This is a genomic window from Shewanella kaireitica, from assembly GCF_023284045.1.
Lineage (GTDB): Bacteria > Pseudomonadota > Gammaproteobacteria > Enterobacterales > Shewanellaceae > Shewanella > Shewanella kaireitica.
Genome location: NZ_JAKIKQ010000004.1, coordinates 104,516 through 122,076 on the forward strand (window position 1 = coordinate 104,516; position 17,561 = coordinate 122,076).

The following is a 17,561-nucleotide window of genomic DNA, read 5'->3' on the forward strand; positions in this document are numbered from 1 at the left end:
CAGCTATGAATCAGCGCGATCCTAGGATCTATACCAATTTAGCTGCGTTATTGGCACTTAGAGAGGAAAGTCGTCAACTGTCGTTATCGCCGCGGTATAGGCCTGCGGGAATGCTCTCTGGCCGACATGCGTCGCGGATAAAAGGTCGCGGATTAAATTTTGAAGAGCTGAGACAATATCAAGCTGGTGACAATATTCGGCAAATTGACTCCAGAGTTTCAGCCCGCCTAGGTAAGCCCTATGTGAGAGTTTACTCTGAAGAAACTGATAGACCTGTTCATATCATTGTCGATCAGCGCTTGCCGATGTTTTTTGGTAGCCAAGTTAACACCAAGTCAGTAACCGCTGCGCATTTAGCTGCGCTGTTAGCATGGCAAGTATTTGATGCGGGAGACAGAGTTGGAGGCGTTGTATTGGCCAGTAATGATTTAGTGTCAATATCGCCAAAGCGTTCAAGTCATAATGTTGTTCATCTGCTCGAAGCAATTGTTACTGCTAATAATGGACTACAGCTGTCATCGGCGGACAACACAGCCAATGCTTCACAATCGATATTCTCAATGGTGAGGCCACTCATTTCGACTTTAAGTAGCCAGAGCGTATTGATATTGATAACTGATATTGAAGGGATAGAAATTGCTGAGTTGGCTGAGTTAGAGGTGTTATCTCAGAAAACAAACGTATTGCTTTTTGTCATTCAAGATCCGTTAGAAGATGATTTAACCCGAGCCCATGGTCTGAGTGTATCCCATGGTGAGCAGCAGATTAACATCCAAGCGAATGCTGATAACCAACTTAAATATGAAAAGCTTTACCAGCAAAGGTTGCTTAGTCTTAAAAAGGCCGTGCTAGGCAGTATATTACCAGTAGGTATTGTCAATACCTATGAGCCAGTCATCAGTCAGTTAAGTCGTTTATTGATGGGAGAACCTGAATGAATCAGGTGATGCAGTTGGTTGAGATTCCGCTACCTGAGCCTATCTCATGGTGGCCTTTGTCTGCTGGTTGGTATGTCGTGCTTATTGGGATTTGTCTTGTACTTGGTTTACTTATTGCCAGAAAAAGGCGGCGCTGGGTTGCCAATAGATACCGCAGAGTCGCTTACCGCGAGCTGCAAACACTCACATTGGATAATGCTAGTGGCATGAACCAAATCCTTCGTCAGGCAGTTTTGAATGGAAATTCATCCATTGTGCTAAACCATACTGGCACAGCGTGGTATCAATTAATTACCAGCAGTAGTGAGCAACCAATATTGAGTGAATCGCAGCTTAATCTACTTGAGCAGTTGAACTATCAGCCCGCTCAAAGTGTGGCAAAGCAGCTGTCACAAACTGATTTCGTGACGCTAAAAGAGTTATGCCTACGTTGGGTAAAGGAGCATCATTTTGAACATGAGTCTTGAGTATCCATGGATGCTACTACTGCTCATCTTACCTTTTATTATTTTCAAGGCTTCGCCAGCATACAGGCAGCCTGCAGCCTCTATTTACTTGCCATTTTTCTCACGCATTGTCGCAGCGACAGGCCAAGCGCCTACCTCTGGTAGCCAAATAAAGCAGCGCAAACGTATTCAAGCACTAGCACTGCTATTGAGCTGGTTTGTTATTACTCTTTGTATTGCGCGGCCTGTACTTATTGGAGAGCCTATTGTGACCCAAAAGACTGGTAGAGACATGATGATTGCTGTGGACTTGTCTCAGTCTATGGAGCAGAAAGACTACTTGTTACCGAGCAACGAGTCATCTCAAGATGGCCAATTGAAAGTGGCCAGTAAGGTATCTCGCTTAGTGGCACTTAAATCACTGCTTAGCACCTTTTCACAGCAACGCGATGGTGACAGGCTTGGTTTGATCGTGTTTGGCTCTGGCGCCTACCTGCAAGTCCCTTTTACTGAGGACATTAGGTTATGGCAAACATTGCTAGAGCAAATGGATACGCAGATGGCTGGGCCCGCGACAGCAATTGGTGATGCTATAGGCCTAAGTATTCGCGCATTTGAGCGTTCCAATACTAGCCAGCGCATTCTTTTATTGGTCACTGATGGCAGCGATACTAGCTCTAGACTCGATCCTGTCGATGCTGCCCGAGTTGCCGCTGCTGAAGGTATTGAAATTTTCACTCTAGGAATGGGCTCTATTGATACTGAGGGCGAGGACCAAGTTGATTTTAATACTCTTAATAAAATAGCTAAGATCACTAATGGTAGGGCGTTTGAAGGCAATAGTAGTACAGCTATCGCCGAGATATTGGCTCAAATTGACACCATAGCGCCTGCTAAGTATCAGCAGAATAGTTTCCAACCTAAATCAGATCTTTACCCGTGGCTACTTGGGCCTATGCTCGTCATTTATATTTGTGTGTGGTTGTCATTGAATATTTCAGCGGCGGTGAGAGTGAGAAGGCGGGCTTATGTTGACTAGCTTTCAGTTTTCAGCTCCTGCCTGGCTATTACTCTTTTTTCCGATAGCTTTGTTGATGTATGGGCTTTGGCGCAATCGAGTGTTGGCTGAAGAACAGGCTGGTGATGGGATAATCGCAGCTCATCTTGCAAAGACCTTCTCTAGGCAAAATAGCCACAAAACGGCAACTGCGCCGATTACCTTAACACTACTTTGCGGCAGTTTGATTGTGATCGCCTTAGCGGGACCCAGCTGGCTAAAGGCCAGTGGTGATAGCATTAAGGCACCGCTGGTAATAGCGCTAGATCTATCACCTTCGATGCAAGAGCGGCAACAAGGTATTGAGCATTTAACTCGGGCAAAATTAGCGATTACCACCTTATTACAACAGGGGAGTGCAAGACCTATCTCCTTGGTGGCATTTTCGGGGAGTAGCCATCAAGTATTACCCGCATCAGACCAACTCGCATTACTGACTTTATATCTGGGGTATTTATCACCAGGTATGATGCCTGTCGGGGGAGATGATATTGATACTTTGGTCAGCATTATCAGTGCTATGCCAGAGATTGAAGAATTTGGTTTCGATCTGTTGATCTTTTCTGATGGTTTTACCGGTGGTCGCGAGTTATCAGGTTTGGCTGATCGGCTAAACGCACAGGTGGTAATTGCCGCATTGACCACCGAGGCTGAAGAGGGGGCGAGAAAGCTTGGCTATGGCGTTATCGGTAGCGAAAGTTTGATTGAAAACCCTGATAGGTTGCTTGCCAAAGTCGCTAGTTTGGAGCAACGTGCACTAGGAGAGTCTAGCCGACGGGTTAACTTTGGCTATTGGTTACTCTATCCCGCAGGGCTTATTTTGCTGTTGTTTTTTCGTAAAGGTTTTAGTCTTTATTGGGCAAGCGCCATTGTACTATGCGTCAGTTTACTTCCGGCTCCTGTACAAGCGAGTTGGCTCGATTGGTTTTTCAGCGAAAATCAACAAGGGCAGTACTATTACAATCAAGGTGATTATCAAACTGCGGCAACTATCTTTACTGACCCACATTGGAAAGCACAGGCGTATTACCAAGCTAAAGAGTACAGTAAAGCGGCAAAAATATATCGCCAACAGAACGATTTGCAAAGTCTATTTAATCTAGCGATGACATACACTCGCGGTAGGAATTACAGTAAAGCGCAATCTCTGTATCAGTTGTTGATTGAAATCGATGCAGATTTCCCTGGCGCCGAAACTAATTTACGCATTGTGACCCAACTCATCCGAGATATTAAACAGCTCGGTGAAAGCCAGCAGGAGGAACATCCACCTGAATCGATTAACCCCGATGACATGACGGATCCCGAGCTTGGCGCTGATAAACCGCAGATGGGTAAGATTACGGTTGAGATCCAACAATTATCGGTTGAAGAGCTATTAAATAGCGAGACTAAAAAGCAGCAGTGGTTGACCGATATTAGCAAAGATCCACAACAGTTCTTAGCGGCAAAATTTCAGGCTGAATATAACCGCTCTCAGCTGCAAAGTCCTTCTTCGTCAGGCCAAAGTCCTGAGGTAACGACTAATGGCAAATAGACGAAAGTGTTATACAAATCGACTGAAGCAATTCCTGCCATTTTTATTGGGGTTACTGGCTTTTTTTCAGCTTAGTGCCCTCGCTAATAACCATAAAGTAGCGGGCGAAGATAATGCGATATTCACTAGCCGGCTACTAACGCAAGTGTCTAATGTTCACCCCGTAGTCGGGGAGCAGGTGGTGTTGCGCTTTGAGCTGCTGGTCAATGGTTTTTTTAATGGTGGCACTCAATTTGAACTGCCCTCCATGTCTACGGCAAGATTATCTCGAGCCTCTTCGTTCGCCATTAATGGTAACAAAAAGATTGCGGGGGTAACTTACTCCTCTCAGCTATGGGAAGTATATCTTTATCCAGAGCAACAAGGATTAATAGAGTTGCCGAGTGTCAGGTTTGATATTAAATTTATGGATAATGTTAGCCTGCAACCAAAGACGCTGAGTTTGCTCTCTGAACCTAAAGTGTTCTACGCCTATACACCAGCGGATATTCCCAATAATGAGCCCTACATAGTCGCAGAGCAGGTTTCAATCGACGAGCAATGGTCCGAGCCTAAGCAAAGCTACCAAATAGGCGATGTGATTGAGCGTGAAATTACCATCTCGGTTGTTAATTTACCCTCGATGAATATTCCAAGGCTTAAGGTTGCTGCGCCTAAAGGAGTCAAGCTTATTGCGCAAGAAGCTAAATTGAAGGATAAGGTTAATCGTGGCGAAAGTATTGCAACCGTTAGCCAGACATACCGCTACATTATTCACCGAAGCGGAGAGTATCTATTGGGGGGGGAAAACCTTAATTGGTGGCAGCCTGATGTTGGATTAAATCAGCTGCAATATTCGACATATAGCGTTGCTGTAAAGGGCAGTGTCGTTAATCATAAATGGCTCCTTGCTGCTTGTGTATTAGTGTTGGCTATCGTGGGCTTAATGCTGATCTGCAAGTACAAAAAATTGAAGCTGCCTCAAAATGTGCAGCTAAGCCAAGCATTAATGCTAAGAGATTGGCGGAGGTTTATTAACTTACTTTACCAGCGTGGTGATAAAGTATCAGCTCCGGCGCAAATAAAGCCTCACGTTACTGTTAAGCAACCTGTAACAGATGAGCTTACAAACAAGCAGCAAGCGATATCGAGATTGTTTGAACATTACTTTGGGCCTCGTTTGGCTAAAGAGCGTGATGATATCGAAGCTCAACCTGCGGATGAACTATCTTTAAAAAAGCTGTTTAGATATGTTGTAAGGTAACCCCTTCGTTAAAAGGCATGCTATGCCCTACAAATTGGCGATAACTTCCCGCTCTTAATTGCCGTTTCCCTTTGTGCATAAAACCTCATATTACTGTGATTGGTCGTGATCTGTTCTTATATCTGAAATCAATTTCCTTCAATTTAACGACCTAATTGAGTAAATAAGATGATATTTGTTTTTTGGTTATCTATTCCTCAGTATGGGTGGGCTTTTTTTGTTAAATCTTCATCATGTGGTGTTTGTTTTTATTTTTATTGGTATGACCAATTTACAAAGCTCTCGCTATTTTGTTATAGATTAGTTATTGTTTTTGCCAATGATAGCGGCAACAGCCTATTAGTAGCTATTTTTCGTTATCAACAGAAATGCATAATATGTGAATAAATAGTGATTGAATGTTTGTATTGTTTCAGTGTGTTCACAACTGGCTAAATGAACTGTGGTAGGTGATTGTTCATTTAGCTGGGTAGTTTGCACTTTGGCAATTTTATTGTTGGTGAGAGGATTAGATGGAAGCAATATCAGAACAGTTAACCGATGCGCTAGGAATAATGATCCTCGGCATGTGTTTGGTTTTTGTGTTTTTAAGTGTATTGATTTTGGCGATGAAGCTAGTTGCTAAGAAATATGCTCCAGAGCCCCAAGAAAAAAAACGTAACATTGCTCTCCAGCCGACAGCAAGCAAACCAACAGTGAGCCCTTTAATGGCTGCTGTAATCGCTTCTGCAATTCATCAACACCGTCAAAAAGCATAAATAAAGTAGGGAGTTTACCATGAGCAAGCCACTGGCTTTAACCGATGTCGTCTTAAGAGATGCTCACCAATCAATACTCGCTACTCGGTTGCGTACCGAAGATATGTTACCTATTGCACCATTGCTTGATAAAGTTGGCTTTTGGTCGCTTGAATCATGGGGCGGCGCAACATTTGATTCTTGTATTCGTTACCTTGGTGAAGATCCTTGGGAACGTATTCGAGAACTAAAAAAAGTGATGCCTAACACGCCTCAGCAGATGTTACTTCGAGGGCAAAACCTTTTAGGCTATCGTCATTATGCGGATGATTTAGTCAACCGATTTGTAGAACGTGCTCACACCAATGGTGTCGATGTTTTCCGAATCTTTGATGCAATGAATGATGTGCGCAACCTCGAGACTGCGGTTAAGTCTGTGGTTGAAGTTGGCGCCCATGCGCAAGGGACACTGTCTTACACTACCAGTCCTGTACATACGACAGCGACTTGGATTGATATGGCCAAGCGCATAGAAGATATGGGCTGTCACTCACTGTGTATTAAAGATATGGCTGGGCTCTTAAAGCCATTTGAGGCTTATGAAATGATAAGCCAAATCAAATCTCAAACTAATTTAATCGTTTCTCTTCATTGCCACGCGACAACAGGGCTTAGCACTGCAACTTATCAAAAAGCGATTGAAGCAGGTATTGATGTTCTCGATACTGCTATCTCTTCTATGAGTCAAACCTATGGGCACAGTGCCACTGAAACCGTAGTCGCTATGGTTGAAGGTACTGACAGAGCAACGGGCTATGATATGGCGCTGCTGGAAGAGATTGCAGCTTACTTCAGAGTCGTTCGAAAAAAATATGCAGCATTTGAGGGCGAACTTAAAGGAATTGATTCACGTATACTTCGCGCACAAGTGCCTGGTGGCATGTTAACTAACATGGAAAGTCAGCTCAAAGAGCAAGGCGCGGCAGATAAGTTAGATTTGGTGTTGGAAGAGATCCCTCGTGTTCGTGAAGATTTAGGTTTTCTGCCACTGGTAACGCCCACGTCGCAAATTGTAGGTACCCAGTCTGTCATCAATGTTTTAACGGGTGAACGTTATAAGTCGATGACAAAAGAGACGGAAGGTGTACTCAAAGGCGAGTACGGTGCGACACCTGCGCCAGTTAATAGTGAATTACAGCAGCGGGTACTTGATGGCGCTGAAGCGATTACATGTCGCCCTGCTGATCTACTCGAAGCAGAACTTGATAAGTTGCGAGTTGAGCTTGCTGAAAAGGCCACAGCAGAGGCTATCACACTGTCAACTGAGCTCGATGATGATGTATTAACCTATGCACTATTCCCGCAGATTGGTTTGAAGTTCCTTAGCAATCGTAATAATCCTGATGCGTTTGAACCAAAACCTGAAGTGGCCGCTAAAGCACTTGAGGAGGCTAAAAAGGCAGAGCTTGCCTGTGCAGCTAAATCGGGTCCTGAAACTTACACGGTAACAGTGCAAGGGCAGCGCTTTGTGGTTGAGGTCGCTGAAGGTGGCGATATTAGTGAGATTACTCCCGCAGAGAATGTGGTGCCTTTTGCAACGCCTGCACCAGCTGCAGCTGTTGATACCTCAGTGGTAAAGCTTGAACAAAATGCGCCGTTATCAGGTAACATTTTTAAAGTACATGTGTCTCCTGGTGATAGTGTCAAAGAGGGGGACGTGGTTATTATTCTCGAAGCGATGAAGATGGAAACGGAAGTAAGAGCTGAGGCCGATGGTGTGATCTCTCAGGTTTGGGTAAAAGAGGGTGATTCGGTCGCTGTTGGTAGTCAACTGCTAGCCTTAGCTTAGGAGTCTTCATGGAAGGATTATTAGCTTTTTGGTCAGAGTCAGGCATTGCCAACTTTACGGTAGGCCAAATATTTATGATGGGCGTTGGCTGCTTGTTGCTGTTCTTAGCCATTGCTAAGGGATTTGAACCATTACTATTGCTGCCTATTGGCTTTGGTGCCATTTTGGCCAACATTCCCAATGCAGGTTTCACTGATGAAGGTGGGCTGCTCTACTTTGCTTATCATGTTGGTATTGAAACTGGGATATTCCCGTTGCTTATCTTTATGGGGGTAGGTGCCTTAACCGATTTTGGTGCGCTGATCGCTAACCCTAAAATGTTGTTATTGGGCGCAGCGGCGCAATTTGGCATTTTTGCCACGCTGCTTGGTGCAATCGGCCTAAACCTAATTCCAGGTTTTGAGTTCTCGATGCAGGATGCGGCCGCGATTGCGATTATCGGCGGTGCCGATGGGCCTACGGCGATATTTTTGGCGTCCAAGCTGGCGCCTGATCTACTGGGTGCTATTGCGGTTGCTGCATACTCCTATATGGCATTGGTACCACTCATTCAGCCGCCAATCATGAAGCTGCTAACGACAGAGTCTGAGCGTCAAATTAAGATGGAGCAGTTAAGGGAAGTCAGCAAAAAGGAGAAGATCATTTTCCCGCTGATGGTACTTGGATTAACTATTTTGTTCTTACCAGCAGCAACGCCGCTGGTGGGCATGTTCTGTCTCGGTAACTTGATGCGTGAATCTGGCGTGGTTGATAGACTATCGAGCACGGCGCAAAATGAGTTGATCAATATCGTGACCATCTTCTTAGGCCTCGCGGTAGGTTCTAAGTTATCTGCAGATAAGTTTTTACAAGTCGAAACTCTTGGTATTTTGGTATTGGGCGCTGTAGCGTTTGGTATCGGCACGGCGACAGGGGTATTAATGGCTAAGCTGATGAGTAAGCTATCGGGTGGAAAAATAAATCCGCTACTGGGCGCCGCAGGAGTTTCGGCTGTGCCAATGGCCGCTCGAGTCGTGAATAAAGTGGGGCTTGAATCGAATAACCAAAACTTCTTACTTATGCACGCAATGGGGCCTAATGTGGCAGGGGTATTAGGTAGTGCGGTTGCCGCCGGTGTATTACTTGCTGTGCTTGGCTAATAAAATGTTTGACTAAAATATCAAATATATTTATGAGCTAAATCAATCCCGTACTTTTTAAGTACGGGATTTTTTTTGCGTGAAGCAAAATTTTTAAAACCCTTGGCTATACTGAAAGCAACTTAACGTCAGTTTACCTCGGCACCAGCAATACCTTTCGCAATGGAGTGCGAACTTATGAATAATCACTTCAATAGTATTATTCGCTCACTACAAATGGAATTAAAGTACGTGGCGATATTCAGTGTTTTTGTCAATCTTTTGATGCTAGCGCTGCCTATTTACAGTTTACAACTCTTTGGGCGAGTCATAGCTAGTTCCAGTTACCACACCCTCGTTAACCTCACTCTCATTGTCGTTTTTTTGCTTGTTGTACAAGCGTCGCTGGATTTTGTCCGTAATAAGTTGATGCAACAAAGCGGGCTTAAGCTTGAGATGAAGTTGAGCTCTATGCTGGTACATGAATCAATTGAAGCATCTGCTAGGCAAGGCAGTATTAGCAAGCAGAGTTTACTCGATGTGCGTGAAGTTCGAAGCCTTCTCCTTACGCCATCAACGACGGCAATCTTTGATGCCCCTTGGGTTATCGTATTTCTTATTGTGTTGTTTGGGCTACATCCATTATTGGGCGTAACGGCGACATTTGGGGCAATCGTATTGTCGTTGTTAGCGTTTGGTGTCAAAGCTGCTGCTAAACCACCGCAGGATGCGGCATCAAAAGCGGTGATTGAAAGTAGCATGCAGATAAACGATATCTTACGTCATGCAAGTTCATTGCAAGCCATGGGGATGGCGGCTGATGTTGCTAAGCATTGGCAGAAAGGGCATCAACAATTACTCGGGTTACAGTGGAGTGTGGCCGATAAGGTCAGCATGATGTTGGTATTAACTCGTTTAACTAGGACGCTTTTACAGGTAGCCGTTATTGGTATCGGTGTTGGGCTTGTGCTAACTCAGCAATTGGGCACTGGTGAGATCATAGCAGCCTCAATTATTCTTGGACGGGCTATGGCACCCATAGAGCAAGCTGTTGGTTGCTGGAAAAATTGGGAGTCGAGTTGGCAGGCCTATCAAAGATTGAAGCAGGCGTTAAAAAAAGCACCTGAGGAGAAAAAGACCTCGCTACCCGCCCCTAAAGGAGAGTACCTACTCGAACGAGTATGCTTTGCTATCGATCGTCATAACAAGCCGATACTTAACAATATTAACTTTCGCCTACAAGCGGGGCTCTCCCTCGCGATAATTGGCCCTAGCGGTTCTGGAAAATCGACACTCGCCAAGCTACTGATGGGGATCGTGACACCCACGAGCGGTATGGTAAAGCTTGATGGCGCCTGCCTGAATCAATGGAATGGCGATGAACTCGGGCGTTATATCGGTTTTGTCTCCCAAGATGTAGAGCTTCTATCTGGCACTGTTGCGCAGAATATCTGCCGATTCAGTGATGCTGAGCCTAAAGAGATCGTCGAAGCCGCACGACTTGCCTGTGTCCACGAACTTATTATCGGTTTACCTAAAGGTTATGAAACTCAGTTAGGTGAGGTGGGTAGTCAAATCAGTGGTGGACAAAAGCAACGCTTAGCTCTCGCTAGAGCACTGTTTAGCAAACCTAAAGTGTTAATCCTAGATGAACCCAATTCTAACCTAGACCCCGAAGGCGAAGTGGCTTTGGCGATAGTACTGCAGTACTGCAAAGAGCAACGGATCACCGTGATAATGATCAGCCACCGAGCGGGATTTTTAAGGCAGATGGATTGGGTTGTTTGCTTAAGAGACGGTTTTATAGAAAAAGCGGGTCCGAAAGAAAAGTTTATTTCCGATATACATGAGATCAGCGAACGTACAGAAAATGCGGTTCAATCAATCGATAAACCCGCTGCAAATCAGTAAGGATATGAGCATGGACGATTTAGTGGAATTTAATACTCGCAGGGTCATAGTGTTCGGTTTATCTATTATCGTGTTTGCTGTCGGTGGCTTTGTTATTTGGGCGAGTTTGACCAAAATCGATGCCGCAGCCATTGCACCGGGTAAGTTGGTGGCCGAGAGTCAACGCAAGAAGGTACAGCACTTACACGGCGGTCAAGTAAAACAGATCTTAGCTTTTGAAGGACAACACGTAGATCAAGGCCAAATCTTGATTGAGTTAAGTGACGTGCAGGTAGAAGCTGACTATCAGCGGCTGTTATTAAAAACAGTACGAGCCCAAGCACAAATCGATAGGTTAACTCCGCTACTCGAAGGAGCTGGTGATGGATTAGCGAATTCAACCCACTTAGTGTTTTCTTCGCTTGTTTTAGAGCATCAGCAGCGCGATGAAGTTGGCCAAATAATGGTCATGCAGCAATTGATGTTTGAAAGGCAGACTTCAGATTTTCATATGTTTACTCAGCAATACACTTTCCAAAAAAATCAGCTAGAACACAGCTTAAAAGGGACTCAACTGAGGCTTGTATCGACTCGGAAGCAGTTAGATTTAGTCAGGGAAGAGGTACAGATGAATGCCAGTTTACTAGACGATGGTTTTGTCTCTAAATCTCGTCACTTGGCGATTCAGCGCAGCGAATCTGGGGTTGAAGGTCTGCTCGCGCAGCTACAGTCAGAGGTTGATGTCACCACAGCAAGGCTGGGGGAATTGAATCAAAACCATGAGGTAGAACGTTCAAATAGACAACTGCATTGGGCACAGCAATTACAAGAGCAGCGACAGTTAAGAGATGAAGGTTTGCACCGACTGTCTGCTCAAATTGATAAGAAGCAGCATATTAACATTACCGCAGAGCATAGCGGCACCGTTGTCGCCATGGCTATTCACTCTATTGGAGCCGTTATATCGCCGGGCCAGATATTGATGGAGTTAGTGCCAGAAACAGATGACATGATAGTGGAAGCCTATGTGCGTCCAGAGGATATTGATGTCGTGCATGTAGGGTTATCAACTCAAGTCCGGCTTACCGCTTATGACAGTCGCGATGCAATACCAATGAGCGGAGAGGTCATTCACGTCTCTGCAGACCGTTTTTTCGCTTCATCAGCAGGACAACCAGAAGGATACTTAGTCAAAGTTAAGCTGAACCCCATTGATAGCAACCATTCAAATATTAAGTTGCACCCAGGAATGTCTGCCGATGTTTTTATTGTGCTGCAACCTCGGACATTACTTGAATACCTGTTGTCACCACTTGGTAGCTCTTTTGAGCTGGCATTTAGAGAAAGTTAATTATTAGTTCAAGCTATTTAGCTTCTATTACCTCCCTATTTAATGAAGGAATTTTGTCATGGATGATACTAATCAAAATGATCTACTTGTTGGTACAAGTAGTGATGACCATATTGAAGGACGAACTGGTAATGACATCATAGATGGTCGTTCTGGTGATGACTATTTGGTTGGCGGAGAGGGCGATGACAGTATCTCAGGCCAAGAGGGTAAGGACTTCATCTTGGGCGACCAAGGTTTAGACGAACAGTCAGATACACCTGTGGTCGAAAATGCAGAAACTACCGCTTGGGGCGTCGAGCAACAAGTGTTTAATGTTGAAGACGCCATTGAGCCGATAACAGGAAATAGTGCCGTCAGTCAAATTGTGAATATTGGCGGCTATGTGGGAAGCGGCGGCAATGATTTCACCCTAAATGTGGCTGTGCCTCAGGATAGTCCAGTACTACAAGACGGTGCAGAGCTAACCGTCAATATTCTAATTCCCGATGAGAACGGCAATATGGTGATTGCCGCTTCAGGCACTGCCACACAACTTGCCGATGGAACCATTCAGATTCATTTTGAGATTAGCAGCGATCAGCTAGATGCTAACGGCGATATAGAGCTGCAATTTGTCACTTCAGGTATTGCCGCTGGCGCAGAAATCAATATCGATTCTGTAGAGCTGTTAGCCCATAACACCTATGACGATGTATTAGATGGTGGTGATGGTGATGACCATCTTATGGGGCAGCAAGGTGAAGACAAATTGTTTGGCGGGGATGGTGATGATCTGCTGGACGGTGGTATCAATAACGATCAATTGCATGGTGAAGCGGGTGATGATCTATTGATGGGAGGGCAAGGTGATGACCTGCTTACTGGCGGTGAGGGACAAGACACACTGATGGGGGGGGATGATAGCGACACGCTTGATGGTGGCGCTGGCAATGACACCTTAATGGGAGAGCTTGGCGATGACACTCTCGATGGTGGTAAAGGAGATGATTTACTCATTGGTGATGATGGTAACGACACGCTAATTGGCGGTGCTGGTCATGACTCTTTATTAGGTGGCAAAGGTATTGATCAGCTCAGTGGCGGTAGCGGAAATGATTATCTACAAGGCGATGAGGGCGACGATATCTTAATGGGTGGAGAGGGTGACGATACGCTAATTGCAGGTAATGGCTCTGATGAGCTTGACGGTGGTAGCGGCGCGGATGTCTTACTTGCAGGGAGCGGTGATGATACGTTAACAGGCGGTGAAGGCGACGATAAGCTCTTTGGTGAAGAGGGCAGCGATACCCTAAATGGTGGTGCTGGTAACGATGAGCTGCACGCAGGTGATGGTGACGATGTGCTAACGGCGGGGGAGGGTGATGATGTGCTGTTTGGTTATTCTGGCACCAACGTACTTGATGGTGGTAGCGGAAATGACACCATCTATGGTGGCAGCGATAACGACCAAATTATTGCAGGTGAGGGAGATGATCTCGTTTATGCCGAGTCTGGCGATGATGTCATTGACGGCGGATCGGGTAATGATGCGCTGTTTGGTGGTGGCGGCAGCAATACGATAGATGGCGGCACTGGCCACGACTCGATATATGCAGGTAGCGGCGATGACACACTTATTGGCGGTAGTGGTGATGACAAGATCTATTCTGGTTCAGGGGCTAACACCATCGACGCAGGTGATGGTAACGACTTAGTTTATGCGGGCGTTGACGCCGATACCATCGATGCAGGTCACGGTGATGATGTTATTTTCTCTGACGCAGGCGATGATACCGTTATTGCTGGTGCGGGTCATGATCAGATATATGCAGGGGCTGGCGACGACGTTATCACTGGGGGCGAAGGTGATGACACTATCTATGCTGAAGATGGTGATGATTCAGTTATTGGGGGCGTTGGTAACGATACCCTCTTTGGTGGAGCTGGAGCTGATCGATTAGAAGGTGGCGAAGGTAGCGATACTCTCAGCGGTGGTGAAGGTAACGATGAGCTGTTATCTGGCAGTGGTGATAATTTCCTCGATGGTGGTAGCGGAGATGACATTATTACTGCACAAGACGGTGACGATGTGTTGATTGGTGGCGATGGTCACGACAGTATTATAGCGGGAGCTGGTGATGACATTATCGATGCAGGACTTGGAAATGACACCATTGATGCGGGTGATGGCAATGATACGGTCTATGCCCAAGATGGTAACGATACCATTGAAGGGGGGTTAGGCAATGACTTGCTTCACGGTGGACAAGGTATTGACCATCTTGATGGTGGTGAAGGTGATGATACTCTCTATGGCGGTGGTGGCGCGGATACCTTAATTGGTGGAGCTGGTAATGACTTAGTCGATGGTGGCGAAGGTGATGATGTTATTACCGGTGGAGAGGGGGATGACACGCTTATCGGCGGTAGTGGTGCGGACCAACTTTCAGGTGGTGTAGGCGATGACGTACTCGTTGGTGATGCTGGAGATGATACGCTTTTAGGTGAAGCGGGTAATGACACAATTTATGCTGGGGCGGGCAGTGATTCATTGTTAGGCGGTGCAGGGGATGACAAATTGTATGGCGGTGACGGTGACGACGAGCTTATTGGTGGCGAGGGTTACGATGAGCTTTATGGTGGCGCAGGCAATGACACGCTTTATGCCGAGAATGAAGCAGGCTTGCTCGCAGGTGGTGAAGGAGACGATAAGCTTATTGGTGGCACGGCAGACGATCAGCTCTACGGCGATGGTGGTAATGATACGATTTTAGCTGCAGAAGGTGATGACTTAGTTTTTGCTGGTGCGGGTGATGACACCGTTGACACTGGCACAGGTGATGATGTGGTCTTTGCTGGTACAGGTAGCGATAATATTGCAACTGGTGCAGGAGATGACCAAGTCTTTGGTGAAGACGGAGATAATACTATCAACACCGGTGAGGGCAAAGATGAGATCTACGGTGGAGTCGGTGCTGATACTGTTTACGCCGGAACAGGAAATGACGTTATCTATGGCGGTGATGGTAATGACGCCTTGCATGGCGAAGAGGGGGATGATTTCATTGATGGTGGTACAGGCAAAGACTCCATTTCTGGCGGCGTCGGAGCTGACGTCATATTTGGTGGTGATGGCGATGATGCTATTACTGGAGACGAAGGTAATGATCTGCTCTTTGGTGGAGAGGGTCATGATCAAATAGCTGGTGGCGAAGGTGATGACCAACTGTTTGGCGAAGGTGGTGATGACACCTTATCCGGAGGCGCTGGAGCTGACCTGTTATTTGGTGGTGTAGGTGATGATACTTTAGATGGTGGCGATGCTGATGATCAACTCTTTGCTGGTGACGGTGATGATAATGTAATTGGTGGCTTAGGCAGTGATTTCGTCGATGGAGGCAGTGGTCATGACACTATCGCTGGCGGTGAAGGTGATGATGTTCTGCTTGGCGGTGATGGTAACGATGCTATCGAAGGTGGCACTGGAAAGGACAAGCTATTTGCTGGTGTCGGTAATGATCACTTGATAGGTGGTGAAGGTGATGATGAATTGCATGGAGAGTTTGGTGATAACACCCTTGATGGCGGAGCGGGAGACGATGTTATCTATGGTGGTAGCGGTAATGATAGCTTAATTGGTGGCGAAGGTCAGGATCATCTCGAATCGCATCTTGGTAATAATACCGTTGAAGGCGGCAGTGGTGAGGATACGATAATAACAGGTAGTGGTCATGACACTATTGATGGTGGTGACGATAATGACTCCATTGAGGCTGGGGCTGGAGATAATATAGTCTCTGGCGGAGCGGGCGATGACACTATAACAACAGGTGGTGGCCATGATGTGATTGCTGGTGGTGAAGGAGACGATATCATTCACGCAGGAGAAGGGCACAATCAAGTCAGTGGTGGTGCGGGTAATGACAGCATTATAGCAGGCAGCGGCAGTGACATCCTCTCCGGTGGTGATGGTCATGACATTATTGATGCCGGTGACGGCGGTAATCAAATTAGTGGCGATGCTGGTAACGATACCTTGATTGCAGGGGCTGGTAGCGATGTGATTTCAGGCGGAACGGGGGCTGACACTATACGAGCTGGCGATGGTCACAACACGGTAACAGGCGGTGAAGGTGATGATTCGATCATAGCAGGCGCAGGACATGACAACCTTTCCGGCGGTGTCGGAAACGATAGAATAGAAGCGGGTGCAGGCAATAATACCTTAAGTGGTGGTGATGGCGATGATGTTCTGATTGCAACTGGTGGCGATGATAATCTAAGTGGTGGCGCAGGTTCAGATAACTTAAATGCTGGCAACGGTAATAACCAACTATCTGGCGGAGATGGTAATGACAAACTGACCAGTGGTTCAGGCTCTGATCTGCTTGAAGGCGGCGCAGGTAATGACACACTTAGTTCGGGTAGTGGCAATGATCAACTGTTTGGTGGCGAGGGGAACGATAACTTAAGCGGTGGTTCGGGTGACGACATGCTATACGGCGAGGCGGGTAATGATAAGTTGACCGGCGGTGGCGGTAATGACCAACTCTTCGGCGGGGAAGGCGACGATAAGCTTGCAGGAAGTGGCGGCAATGACCAACTTCATGGAGATGGTGGCAATGACCAACTCAGTGGCGGGAGTGGTAGTGACTTGCTTTTTGCAGGTGTTGGCGATGACAAGCTCGATGGTGGCAGCGGTAATGATGAACTGTATGGTGGTGACGGCGCGGATACGTTAGCGGGCGGCAGCGGTGAAGACATTTTGTTTGGTGAGAGTGGCTCAGACTTCCTCGATGGTGGCACAGGTGCTGACGTGCTATTTGCTGGAGCGGGAGATGATAGCATCGTCTTTGATAGAGAAGATTTTGGCAGTAATGCTGATGGTAGTATGGATAGTAACGGCTTTAGTTACGATGGCGGTGATGGTTTCGATGTATTACAAGTCTCGAGTGAGAACAATGAGATCATCGACATGACAGGGGCTGGGATCCAAAACATGGAGGCGTTGATTGTTGAGGAAGGGGTTAGTGATATTCAGCTGATGCTGTCACTGGATAAAATCTATCAACAAAGTGACGGTGACGATATTGTTGGCAACGACAATGACGACCCATTCGAAAACAATTTCTTGGTAGTTGGCAGTGATAATATTGACTTAACGGGAGATGGTGGCTGGACTCAGTCAGACAGTACCTTAAGTAGCCAAGATATGGATGCGGAACTACGGGAGAAATATGAAGCTGAAGGAGTGGATATTGACGACCTTCAAGGTTACATTTTCTCAAGTGAAGAGGGGGATGTAGTGATTTGGAGTGATATTGATATCGGTGGTATTTCATTAAATGAAGAAGGCTTAGGTTAATACTGTTAGCGCCTTGCCTAAATGGTTAGGCGCACTTTGCCGCTTTTA

At 46.2% G+C, this 17,561-nt stretch carries 11 protein-coding genes; all 11 read left to right on the plus strand.

What is annotated here, in order from left to right:
* Nucleotides 1-5 precede the first annotated feature (5 nt).
* Nucleotides 6-938 carry a DUF58 domain-containing protein gene (locus L2730_RS07625; protein ID WP_248974044.1) on the plus strand — a complete coding sequence of 311 codons (933 nt, stop codon included), beginning with the start codon at nucleotides 6-8 and terminating at the stop codon, nucleotides 936-938.
* Nucleotides 935-1,405, plus strand: a complete 471-nt coding sequence (locus tag L2730_RS07630; RefSeq protein ID WP_248974045.1) for a DUF4381 domain-containing protein — start codon at nucleotides 935-937, stop codon at nucleotides 1,403-1,405. Before L2730_RS07625 ends, L2730_RS07630 begins: the two co-directional genes overlap by 4 nt.
* Entirely contained in the window at nucleotides 1,395-2,423 is a 1,029-nt protein-coding gene (locus L2730_RS07635; RefSeq protein ID WP_248974206.1) for a VWA domain-containing protein, read from the plus strand. Before L2730_RS07630 ends, L2730_RS07635 begins: the two co-directional genes overlap by 11 nt.
* Nucleotides 2,413-3,978 (plus strand): vWA domain-containing protein, encoded by a 1,566-nt coding sequence (locus L2730_RS07640; RefSeq protein ID WP_248974046.1) that lies wholly within the window; start codon nucleotides 2,413-2,415, stop codon nucleotides 3,976-3,978. Before L2730_RS07635 ends, L2730_RS07640 begins: the two co-directional genes overlap by 11 nt.
* Complete coding sequence (locus tag L2730_RS07645; protein WP_248974047.1) at nucleotides 3,968-5,221, plus strand: BatD family protein; 1,254 nt, start codon at nucleotides 3,968-3,970, stop codon at nucleotides 5,219-5,221. Before L2730_RS07640 ends, L2730_RS07645 begins: the two co-directional genes overlap by 11 nt.
* A gap of 512 nt (nucleotides 5,222-5,733) precedes the next feature.
* Entirely contained in the window at nucleotides 5,734-5,979 is a 246-nt protein-coding gene (locus tag L2730_RS07650; RefSeq protein ID WP_248974048.1) for an OadG family protein, read from the plus strand.
* A gap of 19 nt (nucleotides 5,980-5,998) precedes the next feature.
* Nucleotides 5,999-7,807, plus strand: a complete 1,809-nt coding sequence (gene oadA / locus L2730_RS07655; protein WP_248974049.1) for a sodium-extruding oxaloacetate decarboxylase subunit alpha — start codon at nucleotides 5,999-6,001, stop codon at nucleotides 7,805-7,807.
* Between the two features lie 8 nt (nucleotides 7,808-7,815).
* Nucleotides 7,816-8,946, plus strand: coding sequence for a sodium ion-translocating decarboxylase subunit beta (locus L2730_RS07660; protein WP_248974050.1), 1,131 nt, complete (start codon nucleotides 7,816-7,818; stop codon nucleotides 8,944-8,946).
* Between the two features lie 177 nt (nucleotides 8,947-9,123).
* Nucleotides 9,124-10,836 carry a type I secretion system permease/ATPase gene (locus L2730_RS07665; RefSeq protein ID WP_248974051.1) on the plus strand — a complete coding sequence of 571 codons (1,713 nt, stop codon included), beginning with the start codon at nucleotides 9,124-9,126 and terminating at the stop codon, nucleotides 10,834-10,836.
* A 10-nt stretch (nucleotides 10,837-10,846) separates the two neighbouring features.
* A complete protein-coding gene (locus tag L2730_RS07670; protein WP_248974052.1) occupies nucleotides 10,847-12,166 on the plus strand; it encodes an HlyD family type I secretion periplasmic adaptor subunit in 1,320 nt (439 codons plus the stop codon).
* Nucleotides 12,167-12,224: 58 nt separating this feature from the next.
* On the plus strand, nucleotides 12,225-17,513 hold the full coding sequence (locus L2730_RS07675) for a beta strand repeat-containing protein (RefSeq protein ID WP_248974053.1): 5,289 nt from the start codon (nucleotides 12,225-12,227) through the stop codon (nucleotides 17,511-17,513).
* The last annotated feature ends 48 nt before the right edge of the window (nucleotides 17,514-17,561 follow it).